The organism is Bittarella massiliensis (ex Durand et al. 2017) (assembly GCF_001486165.1).
GTDB lineage: Bacteria > Bacillota > Clostridia > Oscillospirales > Ruminococcaceae > Bittarella > Bittarella massiliensis.
The window spans coordinates 861,419-883,690 of sequence record NZ_LN908977.1; the positions used below are offsets into that span (position 1 = coordinate 861,419).

Annotated in this window: 18 protein-coding genes and 1 pseudogene; 10 read left to right on the forward strand and 9 right to left on the reverse strand. The window is 64.5% G+C overall.

The annotated features are described in order from the left end of the window. Positions 1 to 15 precede the first annotated feature (15 nt). The 9 genes and pseudogenes from BN3266_RS11070 to BN3266_RS11105 all read left to right on the forward strand — a co-directional run bounded on the left by BN3266_RS11070 (position 16) and on the right by BN3266_RS11105 (position 9,822). On the forward strand, positions 16 to 612 hold the full coding sequence (locus BN3266_RS11070; protein WP_059005180.1) for a V-type ATP synthase subunit E: 597 nt from the start codon (positions 16 to 18) through the stop codon (positions 610 to 612). A 35-nt stretch (positions 613 to 647) separates the two neighbouring features. Continuing rightward, on the forward strand, positions 648 to 1,613 hold the full coding sequence (locus tag BN3266_RS11075) for a V0D/AC39 family V-type ATPase subunit (protein ID WP_021658260.1): 966 nt from the start codon (positions 648 to 650) through the stop codon (positions 1,611 to 1,613). Further along, on the forward strand, positions 1,606 to 1,956 hold the full coding sequence (locus BN3266_RS11080) for a V-type ATP synthase subunit F (protein ID WP_059005181.1): 351 nt from the start codon (positions 1,606 to 1,608) through the stop codon (positions 1,954 to 1,956). The genes BN3266_RS11075 and BN3266_RS11080 overlap by 8 nt, the downstream gene beginning before the upstream one ends. Continuing rightward, positions 1,953 to 3,725: a V-type ATP synthase subunit A gene (locus BN3266_RS11085; RefSeq protein ID WP_059005182.1), complete on the forward strand. Its 1,773-nt coding sequence runs from the start codon at positions 1,953 to 1,955 to the stop codon at positions 3,723 to 3,725. The genes BN3266_RS11080 and BN3266_RS11085 overlap by 4 nt, the downstream gene beginning before the upstream one ends. 1 nt (position 3,726) lies before the next feature. After that, positions 3,727 to 5,100, forward strand: a complete 1,374-nt coding sequence (locus BN3266_RS11090) for a V-type ATP synthase subunit B (RefSeq protein WP_059005183.1) — start codon at positions 3,727 to 3,729, stop codon at positions 5,098 to 5,100. A 33-nt stretch (positions 5,101 to 5,133) separates the two neighbouring features. Next, a complete protein-coding gene (locus BN3266_RS11095; RefSeq protein ID WP_044991875.1) occupies positions 5,134 to 5,802 on the forward strand; it encodes a V-type ATP synthase subunit D in 669 nt (222 codons plus the stop codon). A gap of 148 nt (positions 5,803 to 5,950) precedes the next feature. After that, positions 5,951 to 6,655 (forward strand): DUF1287 domain-containing protein, encoded by a 705-nt coding sequence (locus BN3266_RS11100; RefSeq protein ID WP_082671805.1) that lies wholly within the window; start codon positions 5,951 to 5,953, stop codon positions 6,653 to 6,655. 1,193 nt (positions 6,656 to 7,848) lie between these two features. Then, positions 7,849 to 8,127 (forward strand): annotated as a pseudogene (locus BN3266_RS14545) (PKD domain-containing protein); the annotation flags it as partial. 33 nt (positions 8,128 to 8,160) lie between these two features. Continuing rightward, complete coding sequence (locus tag BN3266_RS11105) at positions 8,161 to 9,822, forward strand: Ig-like domain-containing protein (RefSeq protein ID WP_242861767.1); 1,662 nt, start codon at positions 8,161 to 8,163, stop codon at positions 9,820 to 9,822. Between the two features lie 685 nt (positions 9,823 to 10,507). Here the strand turns inward: BN3266_RS11105 and BN3266_RS11110 are convergent. Genes BN3266_RS11110 through BN3266_RS11130 form a run of 5 tightly spaced genes read right to left on the reverse strand, consistent with a single transcriptional unit; the run spans position 10,508 to position 15,208 of the window. Continuing rightward, positions 10,508 to 10,753, reverse strand: coding sequence for an RDAC family protein (locus tag BN3266_RS11110; RefSeq protein WP_059005185.1), 246 nt, complete (start codon positions 10,751 to 10,753; stop codon positions 10,508 to 10,510). Beyond that, positions 10,750 to 11,055 carry a TfoX/Sxy family DNA transformation protein gene (locus tag BN3266_RS11115; protein WP_059005186.1) on the reverse strand — a complete coding sequence of 102 codons (306 nt, stop codon included), beginning with the start codon at positions 11,053 to 11,055 and terminating at the stop codon, positions 10,750 to 10,752. The genes BN3266_RS11110 and BN3266_RS11115 overlap by 4 nt, the downstream gene beginning before the upstream one ends. 40 nt (positions 11,056 to 11,095) lie before the next feature. Continuing rightward, positions 11,096 to 12,631 (reverse strand): cardiolipin synthase, encoded by a 1,536-nt coding sequence (cls, locus tag BN3266_RS11120; protein WP_021658269.1) that lies wholly within the window; start codon positions 12,629 to 12,631, stop codon positions 11,096 to 11,098. Between the two features lie 3 nt (positions 12,632 to 12,634). Next, positions 12,635 to 14,116 carry a M20/M25/M40 family metallo-hydrolase gene (locus BN3266_RS11125; RefSeq protein WP_059005187.1) on the reverse strand — a complete coding sequence of 494 codons (1,482 nt, stop codon included), beginning with the start codon at positions 14,114 to 14,116 and terminating at the stop codon, positions 12,635 to 12,637. 24 nt (positions 14,117 to 14,140) lie between these two features. Next, a complete protein-coding gene (locus BN3266_RS11130) occupies positions 14,141 to 15,208 on the reverse strand; it encodes a lipid II:glycine glycyltransferase FemX (RefSeq protein ID WP_059005188.1) in 1,068 nt (355 codons plus the stop codon). Between the two features lie 661 nt (positions 15,209 to 15,869). Here BN3266_RS11130 and BN3266_RS11135 point away from each other — a divergent pair. After that, positions 15,870 to 16,814: an RluA family pseudouridine synthase gene (locus BN3266_RS11135; RefSeq protein WP_059005189.1), complete on the forward strand. Its 945-nt coding sequence runs from the start codon at positions 15,870 to 15,872 to the stop codon at positions 16,812 to 16,814. Positions 16,815 to 16,896: 82 nt separating this feature from the next. Here the strand turns inward: BN3266_RS11135 and BN3266_RS11140 are convergent, their stop codons facing one another. From BN3266_RS11140 to uvrA, 4 genes are all read right to left on the reverse strand, one after another. Further along, a complete protein-coding gene (locus BN3266_RS11140) occupies positions 16,897 to 17,775 on the reverse strand; it encodes a hypothetical protein (RefSeq protein WP_059005190.1) in 879 nt (292 codons plus the stop codon). A gap of 135 nt (positions 17,776 to 17,910) precedes the next feature. Then, positions 17,911 to 19,056 (reverse strand): FprA family A-type flavoprotein, encoded by a 1,146-nt coding sequence (locus BN3266_RS11145; RefSeq protein WP_044991894.1) that lies wholly within the window; start codon positions 19,054 to 19,056, stop codon positions 17,911 to 17,913. Between the two features lie 141 nt (positions 19,057 to 19,197). Next, positions 19,198 to 19,359: a rubredoxin gene (locus BN3266_RS11150; RefSeq protein WP_021658277.1), complete on the reverse strand. Its 162-nt coding sequence runs from the start codon at positions 19,357 to 19,359 to the stop codon at positions 19,198 to 19,200. Positions 19,360 to 19,444: 85 nt separating this feature from the next. Then, positions 19,445 to 22,267, reverse strand: a complete 2,823-nt coding sequence (gene uvrA, locus BN3266_RS11155; protein WP_059005191.1) for an excinuclease ABC subunit UvrA — start codon at positions 22,265 to 22,267, stop codon at positions 19,445 to 19,447. Positions 22,268 to 22,272: the final 5 nt, after the last annotated feature.

Below are 22,272 nucleotides of genomic sequence, written 5' to 3' on the forward strand. Positions count from 1 at the left end.
AGGAGTTGCTTGTCTATGACAGGACTTGAAAAAATCATCCAGCAGATACAGAGCGAGTCCAGCGCCCGGGTGGAAGAGCTGTTGCAGGACGCCCGGCAGGAGGCGGCCCAGATCGAGTTGCAGGGCCGCGCCGAGGGCGAAAAGCGGGCCGCCAAGATCGCCGAGGACTCCCGCAGAGAGGTCGCCCAGCTGCACGAGCGGGCGGTCTCGGCCGCGGCGCTGCGCCAAAAGGCCCGCCTCTTGCAGGCCAAACAGCAGCTGGTCACCGAAATTTTGGAAGAGGCCCGCCTCTCCCTGGTCAACGCCCCGGAGGAGGAGTACTTCTCCCTCCTGGCCGAATTGATCGAGAAAAACGCCCAACCCGGCGAGAGCGGGGTGCTCTATCTCAACACCCGGGACAGGGAGCGGATCCCCCCCGCCTTCCTCAAAGACCTCAAGGCCCGGCTGGCGGGCAGCGGCGCCGCCCTCGCCCTGGCCGACGGCACCCGCCCCATCGACGGCGGCTTTGTGCTGGTCTACGGCGGCATCGAGGAGAACTGCTCCTTCTCGGCGCTCTTCTCCGCCGCCAGGGACCGGCTGCAGGACGCCGTCTGCGGGGTGCTGTTTGAGTAACCGGTGCCGTCGGACACCGAAAAGGAGGGGTCACCATGTCTGAAAACCTGTACACCTTTGCCGTGACCCGGCTGCGCTCCAAGGAGCTTGAACTCCTGAATGGCCCGTTTATCGACCAGCTCATTGGCTGCAAGACCCACGAGGACTGCCGCCGCCTGCTGGGGGAAAAGGGCTGGGGCAAGCCGGAGGAGAGCGACGAAGAGGTGCTGCGCGCCCAGCGGCAGAAGACCTGGGAGCTGATGGGCGAACTGGTGGACGACCTCTCCGTGTTCGACGTGTTTTTGTACCCGGCGGACTACCACAACCTAAAGACGGCCATCAAGATGGTCTGCACCGGCGCCAGCGCCGAGGGGGTGTTCGTGGAAAACGGCTCCATCCCCCGGGAGGTCATCGTCAAGGCGGTGGAGGAGCACGACTACGCCCCCCTGCCCGAGGAGATGCGCCAGGCGGCGGAAAAGGCCTTTCGGGTGCTGCTGCACACCCACGACGGTCAGCTCTGCGACATCCTGCTGGACCGGGCTGCGCTGAGCGCCATCCTGAAGGCGGGCAAGGCCTCGGGCAACGAGCTGATCGCCGGGTACGCCGAGCGCACCGTGGCGGCCGCCGACATCAAGACCGCCGTGCGCTGCGCGGGGATGAAGAAGAAAAAGAGCTTTGTGCAGGACGCCCTGGCCCCCTGCGACAGCCTGGACGTCTCGGCCCTGGCCGACGCCGCCGTCAAGGGGCTCGACGCCATCTGCGAGTACCTGCAGTACACCCCCTACGCCGACGCCATCGAGCAGTTGCGGGAGAGCCCCTCCGCCTTTGAGCGGTGGTGCGACAACCTGATCATCCGGGAGATCCGTCCCCAGCTGCACAACCCCTTTACCATCGGCCCCCTCTGCGCCTACATCCTGGCGCGGGAAAACGAGATCAAGACGGTGCGGATCATTCTGGCAGGCAAGCGAAACGGCCTGTCGGAGGAGTTCCTCCGGGAAAGGGCGCGTGAGATGTATGTATAAGATCGCGGTCATGGGCGACCGGGACAGCGTGTACGGCTTCGCCGCCCTGGGCCTGGACACCTATTCCATAGACGACCCCGTCGCCGCCGGCAAAAAGCTCAAGGAGCTGGCCGGTGGCAACTACGCCATCATCTACATGACCGAGGCCCTGTTCGAGGCGCTTTCCGAGGTGGTGGACCGCTATCGGGAGGCACCACTGCCCGCCATCATCCCCATTCCCGGCGTGATCGGGAACACCGGGATTGGCGAGGCACTGGTCAAAAAATCGGTCGAGCAGGCCGTCGGCAGCGATATTCTGTTTGGCGGCGATTCCAATGAGAGCAAAGCAGGTGAAAAGAAATGAGCACAGGTACCATCAAAAAGGTGGCCGGCCCGCTGGTCATTGCCGAGGGGATGCGCGACGCCAACATGTTTGACGTGGTGCGGGTGAGCGAGCAACACCTCATCGGCGAGATCATCGAGATGCACGGCGACCTGGCTTCCATACAGGTCTACGAGGAGACCTCCGGCCTGGGACCGGGCGAGCCGGTGGAGTCCACCGGGTCCCCCATGAGCGTCGAGCTGGGGCCCGGCCTCATCGGCAGCATCTTCGACGGCATCCAGCGCCCGCTGGACGACATCATGAAGGCCACCGGCAACAACTTGCAGCGCGGGGTGTCCATCCCCTCCCTCAAGCGGGCCGACAGGTGGACCTTTGTCCCCAGCGCAAAGATCGGGGACAGGGTCATCCCCGGCGACATCATCGGCACCGTGCAGGAGACCCCGGTGGTCCTGCACAAAATCATGGTCCCCCAGGGGGTGTCCGGCACCCTCGCCAAAATCGAGGGGGGCGAGTACACCATTGAAGAGGCGGTGGCCATCGTCGCCCTGGACGAGGGCGGCGAGCGCGAGCTGACCCTGATGCAGAAGTGGCCGGTCCGGGTGGGGCGGCCCTATCGGGAGAAACTCTCCCCCGACGTGCCCCTGGTCACCGGGCAGCGGGTCATCGACACCCTCTTCCCCATTGCCAAGGGCGGCGTGGCCGCCGTGCCCGGCCCCTTCGGCAGCGGCAAGACGGTGGTGCAGCACCAGTTGGCCAAGTGGTCGGAGGCGGACATCGTGGTCTACATCGGCTGCGGCGAGCGCGGCAACGAGATGACCGACGTGCTCAACGAGTTCCCCGAGCTGAAAGACCCCAAGACCGGCTACTCCCTGATGGAGCGCACCGTCCTCATCGCCAACACCTCCGACATGCCGGTGGCCGCCCGCGAGGCGTCCATCTACACCGGCATCACCATTGCCGAGTACTTCCGCGACATGGGTTACTCGGTGGCGCTGATGGCCGACTCCACCTCCCGCTGGGCCGAGGCCCTGCGCGAGATGTCCGGCCGGCTGGAGGAGATGCCCGGCGAGGAGGGCTACCCCGCCTACCTGGGCAGCCGTCTGGCCCAGTTCTACGAGCGCGCCGGGCGGGTCGTCTCCCTGGGCCAGGACGGCCGCGAGGGCGCCCTCTCGGTCATCGGGGCCGTCTCCCCTCCGGGCGGCGACATCTCCGAGCCGGTGAGCCAGGCCACCCTGCGCATCGTCAAGGTGTTCTGGAGCCTGGACTCCAACCTGGCCTACTCCCGCCACTTCCCCGCCATCAACTGGCTGACCTCCTACTCCCTCTACGCCGACACCATCGGCAGGTGGTTTTCCGCCAATGTGGAGGAGGACTGGACCGACCTGCGCAACCGGCTGATGCGGCTGCTGCAGGAGGAGGCCGAGCTCGACGAGATCGTCAAGCTGGTGGGGATGGACGCCCTCTCCGCCCCCGACCGGCTGAAATTGGAGGCTGCCCGCTCGATCCGCGAGGACTTCCTCCACCAGGACGCCTTCCACGAGGTGGACACCTACACCCCGCCCCAGAAACAGGGCGCCATGATGCGGCTGGTGCTGGCCTACTTCGACGAGGCTACCAAGGCCCTGAACCAGGGCGCCTCGGTGGAGTCGCTGGTCAAGCTGCCGGTGCGCGAGCAGATCGGCCGCTTCAAGTACACCCCCGACGAGGAGATGGAGCGGGAGTACAACAACGTCCTGCACCAGCTGCAGAGCGAGGTCGCCGACCTGCTGAACCGGAAGGAGGAGGAATAATATGCCAAAGGAATACCGCACCATACAGGAAGTGGCCGGTCCTCTGATGCTGGTTCGCGGGGTGGAGAACGTCACCTACAACGAACTGGGCGAGATCGAGCTGCAAAACGGCGAGACCCGGCGCTGCAAGGTGCTGGAGATCGACGGCGGCAACGCCCTGGTCCAGCTCTTTGAAAACTCCGCCGGCATCAACCTGGACAGCTCGAAGGTCCGCTTTTTGGGCCGCACCATGGAACTGGGGGTGTCGGAAGACATGCTCAGCCGGGTCTTTGACGGCCTGGGCCGCCCCATGGACGGGGGGCCCGACATCCTGCCCGAAAAGCGGCTGGACGTCAACGGCCTGCCCATGAACCCCGCCGCCCGCAACTACCCGCAGGAGTTCATTCAGACCGGCATCTCCGCCATCGACGGGCTCAACACCCTGGTGCGCGGACAGAAGCTGCCCATCTTCTCCGCCTCCGGCCTCCCCCACGCCGAGCTGGCCGCCCAAATCGCCCGCCAGGCAAAGGTCCGGGGCACCGACGAGTCCTTCGCCGTGGTCTTTGCCGCCATGGGCATCACCTTTGAAGAGGCCAACTTCTTCATCGAGAGCTTCAAGGAGACCGGCGCCATCGACCGGACCGTCCTCTTTGTCAACCTGGCCAACGACCCCGCCGTCGAGCGGATCGCCACCCCCCGCATGGCCCTCACGGCCGCCGAGTACCTGGCCTTTGACAAGGGGATGCACGTGCTGGTCATCCTCACCGACATCACCAACTACGCCGACGCCCTGCGCGAGATCTCGGCGGCCCGCAAAGAGGTCCCCGGCCGCCGCGGCTACCCGGGCTACATGTACACCGACCTGGCCAGCCTCTACGAGCGCGCCGGGCGGCAGAAGGGGAAAAACGGGAGCATCACCATGATCCCCATCCTCACCATGCCCGAGGACGACAAGACCCACCCCATCCCCGACCTGACCGGCTACATCACCGAGGGGCAGATCATCCTCAGCCGGGAACTCTACCGCAAAAACGTCACCCCGCCCATCGACGTCCTCCCCTCCCTCTCCCGGCTCAAGGACAAGGGCATCGGCGAGGGCAAGACCCGGGCAGACCACGCCAACACCATGAACCAGCTCTTCTCCGCCTACGCCCGCGGCAAGGAGGCCAAGGAGTTGATGGTGGTGCTGGGCGAGGCGGCCCTCACCGACATCGACAAGCTCTACGCCAAGTTCGCCGACGAGTTTGAGCGGGAGTACGTCTCCCAGGGCTACCACGCCGACCGCAGCATCGAGGAGACCCTGGACATCGGCTGGAAGCTGCTGCGCATCCTCCCCCGGAGCGAGCTCAAGCGGATCAAGGACGAATACCTGGACGAGTACTACTCGGCCGACTGAGCCCGCCAAAACCCATAGAAAGGGGGAATACCGTTGGCATCTACCCATGTAAATCCCACCCGGATGGAGCTGACCAAGCAGAAAAAGAAGCTGGCCACCGCCGTGCGGGGACACAAGCTGCTCAAGGACAAGCGCGACGAGCTGATGCGGCAGTTTTTGGAGCTGGTGCGGGTGAACAAGGCCCTGCGGGAAAAGGTGGAGCGGGGCATCGGCGCCGCCAACCAAAACTTTGTGATGGCCCGCGCCGCCATGGAGGACGAGTACCTGGCCGCCGCCCTGATGACCCCCAAACAGGAGGTCACCCTGGACGCGGGGGCCCGCAACGTGATGAGCGTGGAGGTCCCCCAGTTCTCCTACCGGACCCGGACCTCCGACCCGGGGGACATCTACTCCTACGGCTTTGCCTTTACCTCCAGCGAGCTGGACGGGGCGGTGAAGAGCCTGGCGGACGTGCTGCCCGACCTGCTGCAACTGGCCGAGTGCGAAAAGGCCTGCCAGCTGATGGCGGCCGAAATCGAAAAGACCCGCCGCCGGGTCAACGCCCTGGAGCACGTGATGATCCCCGAGACCCAGGAGAACATCCGCTACATCACCATGAAGCTGGATGAAAACGAGCGCAGCACCCAGATCCGGCTGATGAAGGTCAAGGACATGATGCTCGAACAGGCGCACCACTACAAAGAGCGGCAGGCCGCCGACTGACGATCTGCCGAGAGGGCCGCTCCCCAACCGAAAGGGGGAGCGGCTCTCTTTTCTTTGTCGGGGAGATGGGCTATAATAGAAAAAACGCCGGCTGGGCCGGCCCCTTCTGCGGGGGCGGCGGACGATGGGCGTGAAAGGGGGCTGGAAGATGAAAAAACAGCTGCAATCGGGGGCCGAAGGGGGCGCACAGGTCCCCCGCCGGCGGTGGGGAAAACAGCAGACCGTGCTGCTCTCCCTCTCTGTGCTGGTGGTCCTTGCGGTGATTTTCGGGGTGCTGGATTACTACTCCCTCCTCCCCAAGCGCAGCTACACGGCGGCGGATTTCGGCATTGAGACCCTGCACAGTGAAACCGACCGCAACGGCAACGGGGTGGACGATTTCACCGACATCCTCGAGGGGGCCCGAAAGGCGGTGGAGGAAAACCCCATCTACGACAACTCCTATGCGGCGGGCGGCTATCCGGAGGCGGGCAGGGGCGCCTGCACCGACGTGGTCTGGCGGGCGCTGGCCCACGCCGGGTACGACCTGAAGGGGATGGTGGATGCGGACATTGCCCTGGAGTCGGACGCCTACCCCGGCGCGGAGGATGCGAACATCGACTTTCGGCGGGTCAAAAACCTGGAGGTCTTCTTTTCCCGCCACTGCGCCGTCCTCACCCTGGATCCCTACCAGGTGGCCGACTGGCAGCCGGGGGATATTGTCACCTTCAGCCCCAGCCACATCGCCATCGTCTCGGACAAGCGCAACCGGGACGGGGTGCCCTATATCATCCACCAGGACAGCCAGCCCCAAAAGGAGGAGGACGCCCTCACCCACCGCACCATCACCGGGCACTACCGATTCATCATCTGACGGCCCAGTTTCAAGACACTGGCCACCCCTTCAGGCGTTGGGGCGGCCAGCCGTTTGTTGCTTGCCGCCCCAAGCAGGTCCACAGATCCCCTGACAGCCATCTGGCCTGGGAGCCGATACCCCTTGCAATTGCACTCCGCCCTCTTTTTGGCACCTTCGCTTGCGGTGTCAATGGGGTATTTCCGACATTTAAACGGCCCGATCGCCCTACTTGCACTCTGCGCTTAGATGCCGTTTGAAGGCGATCCGGCTGTTTATCCTTGAAAAATCCCACAGAATGTCCCCCCTTTTTCGGCGGGACCCCTGCGAAGGTGTGCACCCGGTGGGGGTATGCAAAAGAAATTGATTTCTCAATGCTTTTCTGGGCCCTTTGGCACAGTTGGGGGACCCTTTCACAGGAGGGCGGGACGCGCATTTCGCGTCTCGCCTTTTTTCTGTTCGCCCTTCTGCCGCCGGGCAGCGGCAGTGCAAACCACATCTCCCCCCGGCTTTCCCAATCGGTCCAGGGCCGCCCAAGTCCATGTTCCTCGCGCCGGCAAAAAGAGGCGGCCGCGAGGGGAAAGCGATGGGCTTTGAGGAAAAGGAAGGGGCCGTCAACAGGCAAATCGCCGAGGCGGAGACACCCCTTTTGCCCCCGCTTTTCAGCCGTTTGAGACGGCGGCAGAGCGGCCCGCCATCCCCCCTTTGTGCAGAGCAGCACCAGGGCGGGCAAAGATGTCTTCAAGTACAGGTCGCGTCCGCCGCTTCGCCCGGCTGCCGGCGACGCCTCCCACGGCTCTGTCGCGGCCCGGTTTGGCGGGGCAAACCCCTCTCCCCTTCCGATAGTGCCGAAAAGCCCACGTTCCCATGTGAACGCCCCCCTCCTCGCGGAAACAGAGGCCCCACGCCCTTATGGGACCAAGCGGCGGGCAGGCGGTACTGGCCGGCGAAGCGGGCGCCCTCTCCCCCAGCCCGGCCACCGCAGATGACAGGCGCCGGGCGGCCACTCCCCCTCGCGGCACAAAAGCACAAAATTGCGGCGCCGACAAGCCCCTTTATCACACCTCTGCGGGGATAGGGGCAAAAAAAGCCCCCAATACAGGCTATTTTCCTTGTTTTTTGGGACAAAACCTGCGACAATGAAAGTATCAAGAGGGGCTCGCCGCATCTGGCCGTCAGCCCCCTCAAGGAAAGAGAGGGGAAAATTCGTGAAGATGATCAAGAGATGGTTCGGCCTTTTGCTGTGCGGCGCCCTGCTGCTGGCCCTGTTTCCCGCCGCGGCGCTGGCGACACCCAGCGCCCTGAACGGGGATTTCACCTGGTCGCCGCAGAGCCCCCGCGTCCGAGAGGAAATCCAGTTCACCGGGCCCGATGCGATGGGCGGTGAGGAGGTTGCCTCCCTGCTCTGGGATTTTGGGGACGGCACGGCTCGTGAACTCGGGCAAAACTCGACCCATACCTATCTCTCCCCCGGCCACTACACGGTGACATGCACCGCGCGTTTGTACAATGCCACAGAGTGGAAAATGGAGAAAGACATAACGGTGGCGAAGGCCAAGCCCGTGCTGACGATCCAAAACGACGAGAAGCTCACCTGTACCTATGGAGAAGGGCTGATTATCATCTGGAGGCTTTCTGGGGCAGGTTCATCGGCCTCTTGTACGCTGCGCATCCCGAGCCTGGGTGATTTTAGCGATACTGCCCTGTTTTCAAATGGCGACCGTCGCGGCACACACCTGGCAGGCGACCGTCTGCTTGCCCTTTCCCCGGGGGACCACCCCATTCTGGGGGAGATCGCCGGGGACGACAACAACGAGCACTTTGCGGGGCAGATCGGTACCCTGACCATCTGCAAGACAGAGCCACGCGCGGGGATGGACGCCGCCGCCAACCGGTTTGTCTACGCGACGGGCGCTTGCAATGACAACAGGACGCCGGTCTACCGATCCCCCGTCTACAAGGGCTATGTGGGCGGGCCCGGAGAGAAAATCGCGAAGACCAGCCTGACCTGCGATGGGGTGACCCTCATTTCTGCGACCGGGATGTTCGCGAACGAGATGGATGACTGGGGCTTTGGATACCTGGCAGACGACCCGGAGACCCTCAACCGTTTTCGGCCCGGCGTCTACGACCTGATATACGAGTCGACCGAGAGCGCCCACAACAGCGCGGTGCGCGAAAAGGTGGGGGAGCTGACCTTTACCGGGGCAAAAGGGGTGGCGGTCACCCCCGCTGCGGCCGCCGTGCTGCCGGGCAGCCTGTCGGAGCCCTTTGATGCCGCGGTGGAGACGGTGGGCGACGGGGTGAGCCGCGAAGTGGTGTGGCGGGTGAGCGGCAACACCTCGCCTCAGACGCGGGTGGTGGCGCAGGGAGACGGCTGCCGCCTGCAAGTCGGCGCGGACGAGACGGCGCCTGAGTTGACGCTGACGGCGACCTCGGCACATCAAAATGGGGTACAGGGGGCGGTAGAGGGCACCGCCGTCGTCACCACCGGCGTGGTGACAGGGGTGACGGTTGACCCGCCGTTCGCTACGGTGAAAAAAGGCGGCACCCAGCAATTTACAGCCGCGGTGGCAGCGGCGGGCAATATCGGCCGCGGGGTGGTCTGGTCGGTGGACGGCACCGACTCGGCCATCGACCAAAACGGCCTGCTGACGGTAGGCGCAGGCGAGAGAAACGAGCAACTGCTGGTGACGGCGACTGCCGCCGACAGCGGCGTAAAGGGATACGCCGAGGTGACGGTGGACGTGAGCGGCGGCCCGACCGAGCTGCGGGCGGGAGAGGACGGTCACTGGGTATTTAACGGCGACTACGACACCCTCAAGGCGCTGCGGCTCGACGGCGTCGATCTCGACATTCGGCCCCAATCGGCGACACAGGCAAACTTGGGCTACCCGGGATACGAGGGCCAAGCGGGGACCGCTGAGAAGGGCAGCGTCGAAGTGGCGCTGTACAGCGACTTTCTCGCCACCCTGCCGGCGGGGGTCCACCGACTGGAAGCGGTGTTTGAAAACGACGGGAGAGAGACGGCCGGGACGCTGGAGTTCACCCTCGTAAAGGAGGCGCCGCCGACCCCGGAGAAAGGCGATGGGGTCGCAACCGGCGATCCGTCGCGGCCACTGGCGGTCACGGGCATGGCAGCCCTGGCAGGCGCTGTTTTGCTTGCGGGCAGGAAGCGCCGCCGCTAGGAAAATAGAGTGCGGGGCCGAGCGCCTCAACAGGGGAGAGGGGGACCAGATCGGTCCCCCTCTCCCCTGTCTCTCTGGCAGTTGACGGCGTCCGGTCCGGCACAGGAGGGTGAGGGCTGGACTCCCCCACCGACTGGTCTTTACCGGTGGACTGCCCCGGTCAATCCCCCCAGGACCCCTCTCCACCCCACCCTGGCGACTGTGCTCGCCCTGCCCGATCGCCCTCTCGGGCAGGGCGAGGGCGAGGGCAAGGGCAAGGGCGGGAAAAGGCAGAGAACAAGGGGGCGGGAGAAAAGCCGGGGCAGAAATCCCTCCACCCCCGAAAAAGGAGAGAAGGCCGTATCCCTTTTCGGCGCTGAACCATTGGGACCACCTTTTCGCCCCCTCAGAGAGAAGGGCGGCAGCACCCAGCCGTCGGCCTTGGGACAGGTGCGGATAGAAGCCCCCCTCCCCCCTGCAAGACGGCGGAGGCCCGAGCGGTTTATCACCGCTCGGGCCTCTCTCTTCTTTAGGGCAATCCTCTGCTCAGCCGCATCAAGTCTCCGTGGGGGCGGCGGGATCGCCTCTCTGTCGCACCAGAGGATGGCGGACGAGCCAACGCTGACGGCGCGACCTCGACACATCGAAATGGGGCGCAGGGTGCGGCAAAGGGCACCGCCGGCTGCCTGGAACGTGGAGCAGCGGCTCAATCGACCCAGAACGTGAGCTTCTCCTCGTCGCCGTAGGTGATGCGAAAGCGGCGGGCGGCGAAAAATGCCTCCACCGTCCGGCGCATCTCCTCAAAGCGGCCGGAACAGGCGCACTCCCCCAGCGGTTCGATCCAGCAGGACTGTTTGCCGCAGGCGTCCCGCAGGTGGACGCGAAAGGCCAGGCCCCGCTCCTCCAACAGGTGGTTGCAGTCGAGAATGTCGGTCAGTAAGATGATGTTCATTTTCCCTCTCCCCTCTCTGCGGCCCGGCTGGCCGCGGCCGTTTGCCCTCTCTCCAAACCGCTGTAAAAGGCCTTTAAATCAGCCTTCACGTCGGGGGGCAGCTCCTTCTTCGGCAGGCCGCGGATGGCCCCTTCCAGGGCGTAGAGCAGGTGCAGGCAGGCCCCCGGATCGGCGTGCAGCCGCACCCGCAGCAGGGCCTCCTTGGCCCCGATTGCCCGCAGCTGCTCCGGGGTCTCGATCCCCGCGCGGCGCAGCTTTTCCTCCGCCACCCGGCCCAGACCGGTTATCTGATGAAGTTCCATCTCGCGCCCTCCTCTCTTCTCCGCCCCGCCTCAAATCCCCCTACATCAGGGGGGAAAACACCCGCAGCACCGCCGCGAACATCCGCTTGTAGAGGGGGATGGCATTGTACTTTTTCATGGTCATCTGCTCGCAGCACTCCAGGGTCTGCAAAAAGTCCTTTTTCAGCTGGAGCACCGCCTTGGAGCGGTACATCCAGACGCCGCACTCAAAGTGCAGGTAGAGGCTGCGAAAGTCCAGGTTGGTGGTGCCCACCACCGCCACCTTGTCGTCGGCGACAAAGGTCTTGGAGTGGATGAAGCCGGGGGTGTACTCGTAGATTTTGACCCCCGCCTCCAGCAGTTGTTTGTAGTAGGAGCGGGTCACCATGTGCACATACCACTTGTCGGGCACATGGGGGGTGACGATCCGCACGTCGATGCCGCTCTTGGCCGCCAGGTTGAGGGCGGTCACCACCTCGTTGTCGACGATCAGGTAGGGGGTGTTGATATAGACGTATTCGGTGGCGTTGTTGATGATATTCAGGTAGACCTGCTCCCCCACGATCTCGTCGTCCATGGGGCTGTCGGCGTAGGGCTGCACGTAGCCGTCGCTCTCGCAGGGGGCGGGCATGTACCGCTCGGGGCGAAACTGGCTGAACTCCTCCCCCTTCTTGGTCTCGTACTGCCAGAATTGCAGGAACATCACCGTCAGGTTCCAGACCGCCTCCCCCTTGAGCATGATGGAGGCGTCCTTCCAGTGGCCGTGCTTCTCGTAGCCGTTGATGTACTCGTCGGCCAGGTTGATGCCGCCGGTGAAGCCCACATACCCGTCGATGACGGTGATCTTGCGGTGGTCGCGGTTGTTCATCTGCATCTGCAGCCGGGGGCGGAACTTGTTGAAGGCGTAGCACTTGATCCCCTTCTGGCGCAGCTCCTTGTAGTAGCCGCTGGGAAGGGTGACCAGGCTGCCCACGTCGTCGTAGAGCATCCGCACATCCACCCCCTGGGCGGCCTTGCGCTCCAAAATCTCCAGCACCGTGTCCCACATCACCCCGGCCTGAACGATAAAGTACTCCATAAAGATGAAGTGCTGGGCCTTTTCCAGCTCCTCCACCAGCTTCTCAAACATCCGCTCCCCCGGGGAGAGGTAGCAGGTCTCGGTGTTCTTGTAGACCGGGTAGAAGGAGTTGTTGCTGATGTAGAGGGACTGTTTGGCGGTGTGCCGGCTCATGGACTCGATCTCCTCGGTGACCACCCGGTTGGCGATCAGCTCATCCTTGGTCTTGTCGTAGATCTCGCTGACCCGGCCGCGCAGGGCCCGGGGCACCTTGTTGTTGCCGAAAAAGACGTAGAAGAGCCCGCCGAAGATGGGCAGGGCCATGACGATGAGGATCCAGGGGATCTTGTAGGCCGGGTTGTCGTCCTTGGAGATGACCCAGACGGCGCAGAGGCCGCTGAGGACGATGAGAATGGGCTGTAAGTAGACGAACTCCTCGCTGAGGCGCCAGATGGCGACCACCAGAAAGGCCGCTTGCAGGAGGATCAAGACCCCCACGATGACGATCCTGCTGAGCAGGACCTTGGCTATTTTTTTCATACGTTATCCTTGTCTGTGCTCTGATTTTGCCGGTGCGGCGGAGAAGTAGCCCTGCACCAGCTCCTTGTAAAAGAGGACCGCCTTGGCCAGCGCCTCCACGCTGAGGTTTTCGTCCACCCCGTGGATGCTGCCCAGCTGCTGTTTGTCGATGGAGAGGGGGGCAAAGCGGAGCACGCAGTCGCAGATCCTCTCGTAGTGGCGGGAATCGCTCCCCTGCAACATGATGTAGGGGGCCACCCCCGCCTCGGGGAAGGTCTTCTGCACGCAGGCCTTTACCGCCTGGTAGCCATAGCTGTCGGCGGAGGAGACGCCCGAGCAGTCCCACCCCGAGACCAGCTGTACCTCCACGTCAAAGCGCTCGCCGATGGCGCGCAGCTTCTGCATGGTGGCCTCCTTGCGCTCGTGGGACATGAAGCGCAGGTTGGCGGTGATGGACGCCTCCTGGGGGATGACGTTGGCCGCCTCGCTCCCCGCGGCCATGGTAAAGGCGCAGGTGGTCTGGAGCATGGCCCCAGCCTGGGCGCTGAATTTGGGGAGGAGCGACTTGAGCAGGGGCTTAAAGAGCCAGAGATTTGCCAGCACCAGCCGCAGGGGCATGCTCATATAGGGGGCCATCTCCCGGAACATCCCCTCCACCGGCGGGGTGAACTGCACCGAGAAGGGGTTTTTCTTCTCTATGTAGTTCACCATCCCCGCCAGCCGGGCCAGGGGGGTGCCCCTGGGGGGCGTGGAGGCGTGGCCGCCCTTTGACTTGGCCACAAACTTGACCTGGGCGTTCCCCTTCTCCATCAAACCGATCATGGCGAACTTGCAGTCGAGGCCGGGCAGGGGGCTGTCGGCCACCGCGCCCCCCTCGTCCAGCACCAGGCCCAGCTTGACCCCCTGGGCGGCCAGGTAGTCCACCGTGGCGGGGGCGCCGGGGCCGTTGATCTCTTCGTTGCAGGAGGAGGCCAGATAGACGTCCTGCGGGGGGACGTACCCCTCGGCCAGCAGCTCCTCCACCGCGTTCATAAAGCCGCAGAGGGAGCCCTTGGTGTCCACCGCGCCCCGGCCCCAGATGATCCCATCCTCAACCTCGCCGGCAAAGGGCGGGTGGCTCCACGCCCCCTCGGCGGGCACCACGTCCATGTGGGACATGAGCAGCAGGGGCAGCCGGTCGGAGCGGCCGCTCCCCCTCCAGTGAAAGAGGAGGGCGCCGTCCAGCTCCACCCGCTCCAACTGGCGGTGGATGTTGGGGTAGAGCTCCTCCAGCAGCCGGTGAAAGGCGTAGATCTTTGACAGGTCTCCGCCGGGGGCCACGGTGACCGTCTCCTGTGCCAGCATCCGGGAGAGGGTCTCGGCGTAGTGCGCGACCCGCTCCTCCGGCGGCAGAGGCGCCCCCTGGGGCGACACCGACTTGGTCCCCACCCGCAGGGTGTTGACCAGGATGGCGGCAATCAACAGCAGCAAAAGCCCCAGCACCGCCCACAAAATGATCCAACCCATCTGTCCTCTCTCCCCTCTCGGCCTTTAGTTGGCCTTGGCCTGTTTGGCCTTTTTGCGGGCCCGGCGCTTGCGCATCCTGGCCTGCACCTTTTCTGAAAAATCGACGAATTTCTCTACCCAGGGGGTAAAGACCAGATCGAACTCCCCGGCAAAGGTGACCACCTGGCCGTTAAAGCCCTTTTTGAAGAGGTAGACCCCGTGCATGTGGTCGTTCCCCGACAGGTCCAGGGGGATGCCCTGAAAGTCGTAGACCACACAGCCGGTGTCCACCGCCCACTGGATCATCTCCCACTGCATCAGGTGGTTGGGCATGACATTGCGGAAGGCGTTGTCCGACGCGCCGTAGACATAGCAGGTCTTGCCCGCGTAGTTGGTGGTGATGGCGCCGGAGATGGGCTGCCCCTCGTAGTAGCAGAGGTAGAGGCGCACCCGTTCGCCCAGGGCGTCGAGCATCCGCTCGAAGTAGCTCATGGGGCGGGTGTTGAAGCCGTCGCGCTGGCCGGTGACCTGGTAGACCTTCATAAAGTCGGGCAGGTCTGCCTTGGTGCCCACCTTGCAGACCACCCCTTTGCGCCCGGCCAGGCGGATGTTGTAGCGCCACTTCTGGTGGAAGCTGGCCAGCAGCTCCTCCTTGGTGCGCCCGGCCAGGGGCAGCATGTAGTTGCTGCGGCGCTGGATGGTGTCGTCGTCGGTCTGGTCCTCGGTGTAGGTGAAGCCGTATTTGCGGGCCATCTCCACAAAGGCGGTGTCCCCGGTCATCACCATGGGGTCCATCTTAAAGGCAAAGCCGTGCTCCAACTTGGCCACCGCCTTGACCCCTTCGACCAAGTCGGCAAAGACGGCCTCGTCGCCGTAGTCAAACACCGGGCCCCGGGGGGCATAGAGGAAGTGGCGGTTCAGCCCCGGCACCTTTTTGGTGAGGATGAGCATCCCCCCCACGATCTCCCCCGCCGCGTTGCGGGAGACCACCACCCGGTGGCCCCAGCCGGCCTTGACCTGAGGCCAGTGGATGGACTGGGTAAAGCCGCCGTTTTTGTGGGCGCTGACAAACGCCTCATACTCTCCGTATCTGCTGGGTTCCAAAATTTCCAAAACCAACGCCCTCTCTTCACATATTCCCACAGCTCTCCCCGCAGGCGGGGAAGCCATATCCCAAAAGTCATTTTTCTCCCGCCGGGGTGCCCAGCGGCGAAAAAAGCGATCTGAGCCGCCCCAAAAGGGGGCCGTTTGAGGATGGGCCAAAACCGTCCCCCTCAAACCACTCGCCCGGCGGCCCCACCGCCCGGCGGCGGATCTTTGCCCCCGGCGGAATTTGCGGGGAATGGCCGCCGCCCTCCCACACCTGGGCGAGCGGCAAGCCGCCTCCCCGGGGGGCTGCCCCGACCCTGAAAATCGCTGCCCACCGCTCTGGTAAAAGGCGGGCCGCCCCGCCAGCAGGGCCCGGCGCGCCCCAACCTTGGGGGACAGCCGCCCGCCGACCAGGCAACGGCTGCATTCGCCGCCCCCCTCCCACAAGCGCCGGATGCACAGGGGGGGGCGGCCAGAAGGCAGAGAGCAAACCGCGTTTGTGCAGCTGCCCGGCCGTCCTCCGGCACACTCGCCACTTGGTGGTTATTATACCATATTTTGCCCCCGCGCGCACGGCAAATCCCCGGGAAGCGGGCTTTTCCCAAAGGGGTTTTTGTGATATGATTGGAGCGCAGCCGCAGCGGGCCAAACCTGCCCGCCAAGCGGCAGAGGGGAGGTTGTTTTTTTGAGGGAATTCACAGTGGACAGGGCGGCGGACGGGCGGCGGTTGGACGCCCTGCTGGGGGAGCTGACCCACGGCCTGCCCCAGCCCCTTCTCTACAAGTTTCTGCGCAAGGGCCGCGTCCGGGTCAACGGGAAGCGGGTCTCCCAGCCCGGACACCGGTTGCAGGCGGGGGACCGGCTGGAGTGCTATCTCAACGACGAATTCTTTCAGCGCCCCTCCCCCGAAAACGCCTACCTGCGGGTCAAGCCCCGGTTCCAGGTGGTGTACGAGGACGAAAACATCCTCCTGGCAGACAAATACCCGGGGCTGCTGGTCCTCCCCGACCGGGAGGAGGGGGTCAACACCCTGGAGGCCCAGATCCAGCGCTACCTCTACGACCGGGGGGAGTACCGCCCCGGCGAGACCTTTCCCCCCGCCCTCTGCAACCGCATCGACCGCTGGACCGGGGGCATCGTCATCGCCGCCAAAAACCAGCCCGCCCTGGAGGAGATGCTGGAGCACATCCGCCTGCGGCAGGTGCAAAAGACCTACTGGTGCGTGGTGCTGGGCCGCCTCCCCCGCCGGGAGGGGACCCTCACGGGCTACCTCTTCAAGGACAGCAAAAAGAGCCGGGTCTACGTCGGCGACAGCCCCCGCCCCGGGGCCAAGCAGGCGGTGACCCACTACCGGGTCTTGCGGGCGAACCGGGAGCTGAGCCTGGTGGAGGCCCGGCTGGTGACCGGGCGCACCCACCAGATCCGCGCCCAGTTCGCCGCCGCCGGCCACCCCCTGCTGGGGGACGGCAAGTACGGCCGGGAGCCGGTCAACCGCCGCTACCACCAATCCTACCAGGCCCTCTATTCCCGGGAGGTGACCTTTGCCTTCCCTCCCGGCGAAGGGGTGCTGCAGTACCTGAGCGGCCGGCGCTTTCAGGTGGCCCAGGTCCCCTTTGAAAAGCTGGTGTGACCCCGTCGCCCGGCCCCTTTTCTCCAAACAAAAGAGCGCCCCCTCCCCCGCCGGTGCGGGGAGAAGGGGGCGCTTGTTCTCTCTAGCTGGAAAAGTGCAGCCAAAACTCCCACTTCAGCAGCAGCCAGCCCGCCAGGGCGCTGGCGGCGTTGGCGGTGAGGGCGTAGGCCACCCGGCGGCCCCTCCCCTGCCCCCGCAGCAGGTAGAGGTAGAGAAGGGTCTCGGCCCCGGCCACCGCCAGTTCCAGGGGGACGAGGGCCGCGTAACCGGCGAGCAGCCCGTGCAGCAGGAGCTGCCGCCCCAGGGTGGCGGTCAAAAAGAGCTGGGTGCCCAGGTTGACCAGCAGGAAGACCAGTCCATTTTTCTTGAGGGGGAAGCGGAAGGCCAGCAGCAGCACCCCCTCGATGAGGAGGGTGGGCAGCAGGGTCACGGCGAACTGGCGCAGATAGGCCAGCCAGATGCTGGGGCGGGCCATCTGCCCGGTCTGGTAGTCGTAGGTCAGGGTGGTCTGAAAGGTGACCCGGTCGACCCAGTCGGAGACCCGCAGCTCCCCCTCCGGCGTGGCGATCAGGAGCTTGAAGCGGTCGGGCACCCCGAAATAGCCGAAGGTGTGGCGGCGGCTCTCCCCCCGCGCCTCCCCCCGCAAGTCGCCCCACATGGGGGCGCGGGTGCCGACGGTCAGACCGGCGTGCCACCCGCCCTCCCGGTAATCGGCCAGCAGGGCGAGCTTTTGCGGGTCATATTGGGCGCGCTGGTCCCCCAGGTTGTCGTAGTCCCCCTCGGGGACCAGCAGGTCCAGGTAGTACTCCCCCTGGGGCGGGTCCTCCACCACCACGGTGACCTGGGGCTTGGGGCCCATATCGGCCTGGGCGACGGCGGGAAACAGGGCCAGCAGCAAACAGAGGCAGAGGGCCAGACGGGCCCCGCCCCGCAGCGGCCGAACAGTGTCAAAGGGCTTCACGGCGGCTTCCCCCTTTCCGGGCGCGGGTGGGTGTTCTCTCTGTCACCAGTATACCAGAAAGGCCCCGGCCGGCGCCAGAGGCGGGGCGCAAAAAAAGGGCCGCCCCCGCAGGGCCGGTCCTTTTTCGCGCGCTGTTTAGAGTTTCTCGGCAAACTCCTTGCCGTAGGCAAAGGCCTTTTTCAGATCCTCCTCGCTGGGGACAAAGGTGACCTTCAGCCCGTCCATGGCCACATTGAACTTGAGGTTGCTCAGGTAGCCGTTGAGCAGGGGCACCGCCTCGCCGCTCCAGCCGAAGGAGCCGAAGACGGCCACCGGCTTTTTCTGGTTGCCGATGGCGTCGATGTGGGCCAACAGGTTCCAGATAGGGGGCACCGCGTTGCGGTTGATGGTGGGCGAACCCAGCAGGAAGGCGGTGCTGCGGTTGAGGGCCGCCGCCTGTTCGCCCAGGTCGTGCTCGATGACGTTGTAGAGGGGGATCTCCGCCTCCGGCTTGACCGAGAGGATGCCGGCGCGGATCTCCTCGGCCAACTGGGTGGTGTTGCCGTAGGCCGAGCAGTAGAAGATGGGGATCAGCGGCTTTTCACCGGCGGGCTCGGCGCTCCACTGGCGGTACTGCTCCATCACCCACTCCAGGCAGCAGCCCTTGGTCAAAATGGGGCCGTGGCTGGTGCAGGCGGTGTCAAAATCGAGGGTGGAGAGGATGTCGAGCCCCTTGCGCACATAGCTGGCAAAGGGGGAGAAGATGGCGTCGTAGTAGACCTTGACCGCCTCTTCATAGGCCTTGGGATAGGTGACCTTGTTGTCCCACACCAGGGGCTCGCAGTAGTGGGCGCCCAGGAAGTCGCAGGTAAAGACCACCTTGTCCTCCGGCAGGTAGGTGAAGATGGAGTCGGGCCAGTGGAGGAAGGGGGCCGAAAGGAAGGTCAGGGTCTTGCCGCCCAGGTCGCGGGTGTCGCCGTTTTTGACCACCTCCACCTTCATGTTGGGGTTGTTGGTGATCCCCTTGAGGTAGATGCTGCCCGCCTGGCTCACCAAAACGGTGATGTCGGGGTATTTTTCAACGAGTTTTGCCACCGCGCCCGAGTGGTCGGGCTCGCAGTGGTTCATCACCAGGTAGTCCACCTTGGCGATGTCGCAGACCTGCTCCAGCGTCTCGAGGTAGTCCTCGGCAAAGGTGAGGTGGGAGGCGTCGATGAGGGCGGTCTTCTCGCTGCCCACCACCGTGTAGGCGTTGTAGCTGGTGCCGTATTCGGTGCGCATCACCACATCGAAGACCCGCATGTTGGGGTTGAGGATCCCGGTGTAGTAGATGCCGTCCTTGATTTTCTTGGTTCCGGACAAAGTGATCTCCCCTTTTCTTTTGACAGTCCTGGCAAAAAAGAGGGGCGGCCGCGCCACAGGCGGCTGCCCCGATCGCTTCTTTTACGCCTGCTCTTCAAACATGTCCTTGCCCACGCCACAGAGGGGGCAGACAAAGTCGTCGGGCACGTCGGCCCACTTGGTGCCGGCGGCGATCCCCTCGTCAGGGGCGCCAGCGGCCTCGTCGTACACGTACCCACACACGGTGCAAACATATTTTGCCATTGCGGAACACTCCTTTTTTCTTTGATTTGGTTTCTGACCCAATTATACTGAATTACTCCACGATTGTAAAGGGGCTCTTTCGATTTCAGAGCATTTTTTTCAAATATTGTCCAGTGTAGGAGCGCTCCACCTTGGCCACCTGCTCGGGGGTGCCGGTGGCGACGATCTCGCCCCCCTCGTCGCCCCCCTCGGGGCCGATGTCGATGAGGTAGTCGGCCACCTTGATCATGTCCAGGTTGTGCTCGATGACGATGACGGTGTTCCCCGCGTCCACCAGCCGCTGCAGCACGTCGATGAGCTTGTGCACATCGGCGGTGTGCAGGCCGGTGGTGGGCTCGTCCAGGATGTAGACGGTCTTGCCGGTGGCCCGGCGGGAGAGTTCCAGCGCCAGCTTGACCCGCTGCGCCTCGCCGCCCGAAAGGGTGGTGGCCGGCTGGCCCAACTTGACGTAGCCCAGCCCCACGTCCAGCAGGGTCTGCAGCTTTTCGCGGATGCGAGGGATGTTCTCAAAGAAGGCGCAGGCCTCCTCCACCGACATCTCCAGCACGTCGTAGATGCTCTTGCCCTTGTATTTTACCTCCAAAGTCTCCCGGTTATACCGCTTGCCGCCGCAGACCTCGCAGGGGACGTAGATGTCTGGCAGGAAGTGCATCTCGATCTTGATGATGCCGTCGCCCTGGCAGGCCTCGCAGCGCCCGCCCTTGACGTTGAAGGAGAAGCGGCTGGAGCTGTAGCCCTTGGCCTTGGCGTCGGCGGTCTGGGCGAAGAAGTTGCGGATGTCGGTGAACACCCCGGTGTAGGTGGCCGGGTTGGAGCGGGGGGTGCGGCCGATGGGCGACTGGTCGATGCCGATGACCTTGTCCAGGTGTTTGAGACCCAGGACCTTTTGGCATTTGCCCGGCTTGGACTTGGCGCCGTTGAGCTTTTGCGCCAGGGTCTTGTAGAGCACCTCGTTGATGAGGGAGGACTTGCCCGAACCCGAGACCCCGGTGACGCAGGTGAAGGTGCCCAGGGGGATCTTCACGTTCACCTCTTTGAGGTTGTTCTGGGTCGCGCCCTTGACCTCGAGGAACTTGCCGCTCCCCTTGCGCCGGGACGTGGGCACCTCGATTTTCTTGACCCCGCAGAGGTACTGCCCGGTGATGGAGTGCGGGCAGCCCTCGATGTCCTGCAGAGAGCCCTGGGCCACCACCTCTCCCCCGTTGACACCCGCCCCGGGGCCGATGTCCACAATGTAGTCGGCGGCGCGGATGGTGTCCTCGTCGTGCTCCACCACGATGAGGGTGTTGCCGATGTCCCGCAGGTGGCGGAGGGTGGCGATGAGCTTGTCGTTGTCCCGCTGGTGCAACCCGATGCTGGGCTCGTCCAGGATGTAGAGGACCCCCACCAGGGAGGAGCCGATCTGGGTGGCCAGGCGGATGCGCTGGCTCTCTCCCCCCGAGAGGGTGGCGGCGGCGCGGGAGAGGGTCAGGTACCCCAGCCCCACGCTGCGCAGGAAGTTGAGCCGGGATTTGATCTCCTTGAGGATCTGGTGGGCGATCATCTCGTCGCGGGGGGTGAGCTCCATCGAGTCGATGAAGCGCAGGGCGTCCACCACCGACAGGTCGGTGAAGTCGATGATGTTCTTCCCCGCCACCGTCACCGCCAGGGAGGCCTTTTTCAGCTTTTTGCCACCGCAGTCGGGGCAGGGCACCGAGCTCATGACCTCCTGGATCTCCTCCCGCATCCAGGCCGAGTTGGTCTCGCGGAAGCGGCGTTCCAGGTTGTTGACGATCCCCTCAAAGGTGGTCTTGTACTTGCCGGTGCCGTACTCGTTCTGGCGGGTCATATCGATGGCCCGGTCGCCGGTGCCGTAGAGGATGGCGTTCTGCCCCTCCTCCGAGATCTCCTCAAAGGGGGTGTTCAGGGTGAAGCCGTAGGCCTTGGCCAGCCCGTCGTAGTACATGTGGGAGATGGTGGAGGCGTCTTTGTAGTACCAGCCGGAGGCGCGGATGGCCCCCCCGCGGATGGACTTGGACTTGTCCGGCACCACCAGATCGGGGTCCACCCGCAAAAAGGTGCCCAGGCCGGTGCACTTCTCGCAGGCGCCGTAGGGGTTGTTGAAGGAGAACATCCGGGGGGAGAGCTCCTCGATGCTGATGTCGTGGTCGGGGCAGGCGTAGTTTTGGGAGAAGAGCATCTCCTCCCCCCCGATGACGTCGATGACCGCCAGCCCGCCCGAGATGGAGGTGGCGGTCTCCAGCGAGTCGGTCAGGCGGGACTTGATCTCCTCCTTGATGATCAGCCGGTCCACCACGATCTCGATGGTGTGCTTCTTGTTCTTCTCCAGCTTGATCTCCTCAGAGAGGTCGAAGATGCTGCCGTCCACCCGCACCCGCACAAAGCCGGAGCGCTTGGCCGACTCAAACTCCTTGACGTGCTCCCCCTTGCGCCCGCGCACCACCGGGGCCAGCACCTGGATGCGGCTGCCCTCGGGGAGGGCCAGCACCTTGTCCACGATCTGGTCGACGGTCTGCTGCTTGATCTCCTTGCCGCAGATGGGGCAGTGGGGGATGCCGATGCGGGCGTAGAGGAGGCGGAGATAGTCGTAGATCTCGGTGACGGTGCCCACGGTGGAGCGGGGGTTGCGGGAGGTGGTCTTCTGGTCGATGGAGATGGCCGGAGAGAGCCCCTCGATCAGATCCACGTCCGGCTTCTCCATCTGCCCGAGAAACTGGCGGGCGTAGGAGGAGAGGCTCTCCACGTACCGGCGCTGGCCGTCGGCGTAGATGGTGTCGAAGGCCAGGGAGGACTTGCCCGAGCCGGAGAGGCCGGTAAAGACCACCAGCTTGTCCCGGGGGATCTCGATGTCGATGTTTTTCAGGTTGTGCTCCCGGGCCCCTTTGATGACGATTTTGTCCATTGCCACTGTCG

Excerpts from the sequence above, each read along its gene's own strand:
- BN3266_RS11070 (WP_059005180.1), top strand. The coding sequence starts at position 16 with ATGACAGGACTTGAAAAAATCATCCAGCAGATACAGAGCGAGTCCAGC.
- BN3266_RS11075 (WP_021658260.1), top strand. The coding sequence starts at position 648 with ATGTCTGAAAACCTGTACACCTTTGCCGTGACCCGGCTGCGCTCCAAG.
- BN3266_RS11080 (WP_059005181.1), top strand. The coding sequence starts at position 1,606 with ATGTATAAGATCGCGGTCATGGGCGACCGGGACAGCGTGTACGGCTTC.
- BN3266_RS11085 (WP_059005182.1), top strand. The coding sequence starts at position 1,953 with ATGAGCACAGGTACCATCAAAAAGGTGGCCGGCCCGCTGGTCATTGCC.
- BN3266_RS11090 (WP_059005183.1), top strand. The coding sequence starts at position 3,727 with ATGCCAAAGGAATACCGCACCATACAGGAAGTGGCCGGTCCTCTGATG.
- BN3266_RS11100 (WP_082671805.1), top strand. The coding sequence starts at position 5,951 with ATGAAAAAACAGCTGCAATCGGGGGCCGAAGGGGGCGCACAGGTCCCC.
- BN3266_RS11105 (WP_242861767.1), top strand. The coding sequence starts at position 8,161 with ATGGAGAAAGACATAACGGTGGCGAAGGCCAAGCCCGTGCTGACGATC.
- BN3266_RS11110 (WP_059005185.1), bottom strand. The coding sequence starts at position 10,753 with ATGAACATCATCTTACTGACCGACATTCTCGACTGCAACCACCTGTTG.
- BN3266_RS11115 (WP_059005186.1), bottom strand. The coding sequence starts at position 11,055 with ATGGAACTTCATCAGATAACCGGTCTGGGCCGGGTGGCGGAGGAAAAG.
- cls (WP_021658269.1), bottom strand. The coding sequence starts at position 12,631 with ATGAAAAAAATAGCCAAGGTCCTGCTCAGCAGGATCGTCATCGTGGGG.
- BN3266_RS11125 (WP_059005187.1), bottom strand. The coding sequence starts at position 14,116 with ATGGGTTGGATCATTTTGTGGGCGGTGCTGGGGCTTTTGCTGCTGTTG.
- BN3266_RS11145 (WP_044991894.1), bottom strand. The coding sequence starts at position 19,056 with ATGCGGGTCTTCGATGTGGTGATGCGCACCGAATACGGCACCAGCTAC.
- BN3266_RS11150 (WP_021658277.1), bottom strand. The coding sequence starts at position 19,359 with ATGGCAAAATATGTTTGCACCGTGTGTGGGTACGTGTACGACGAGGCC.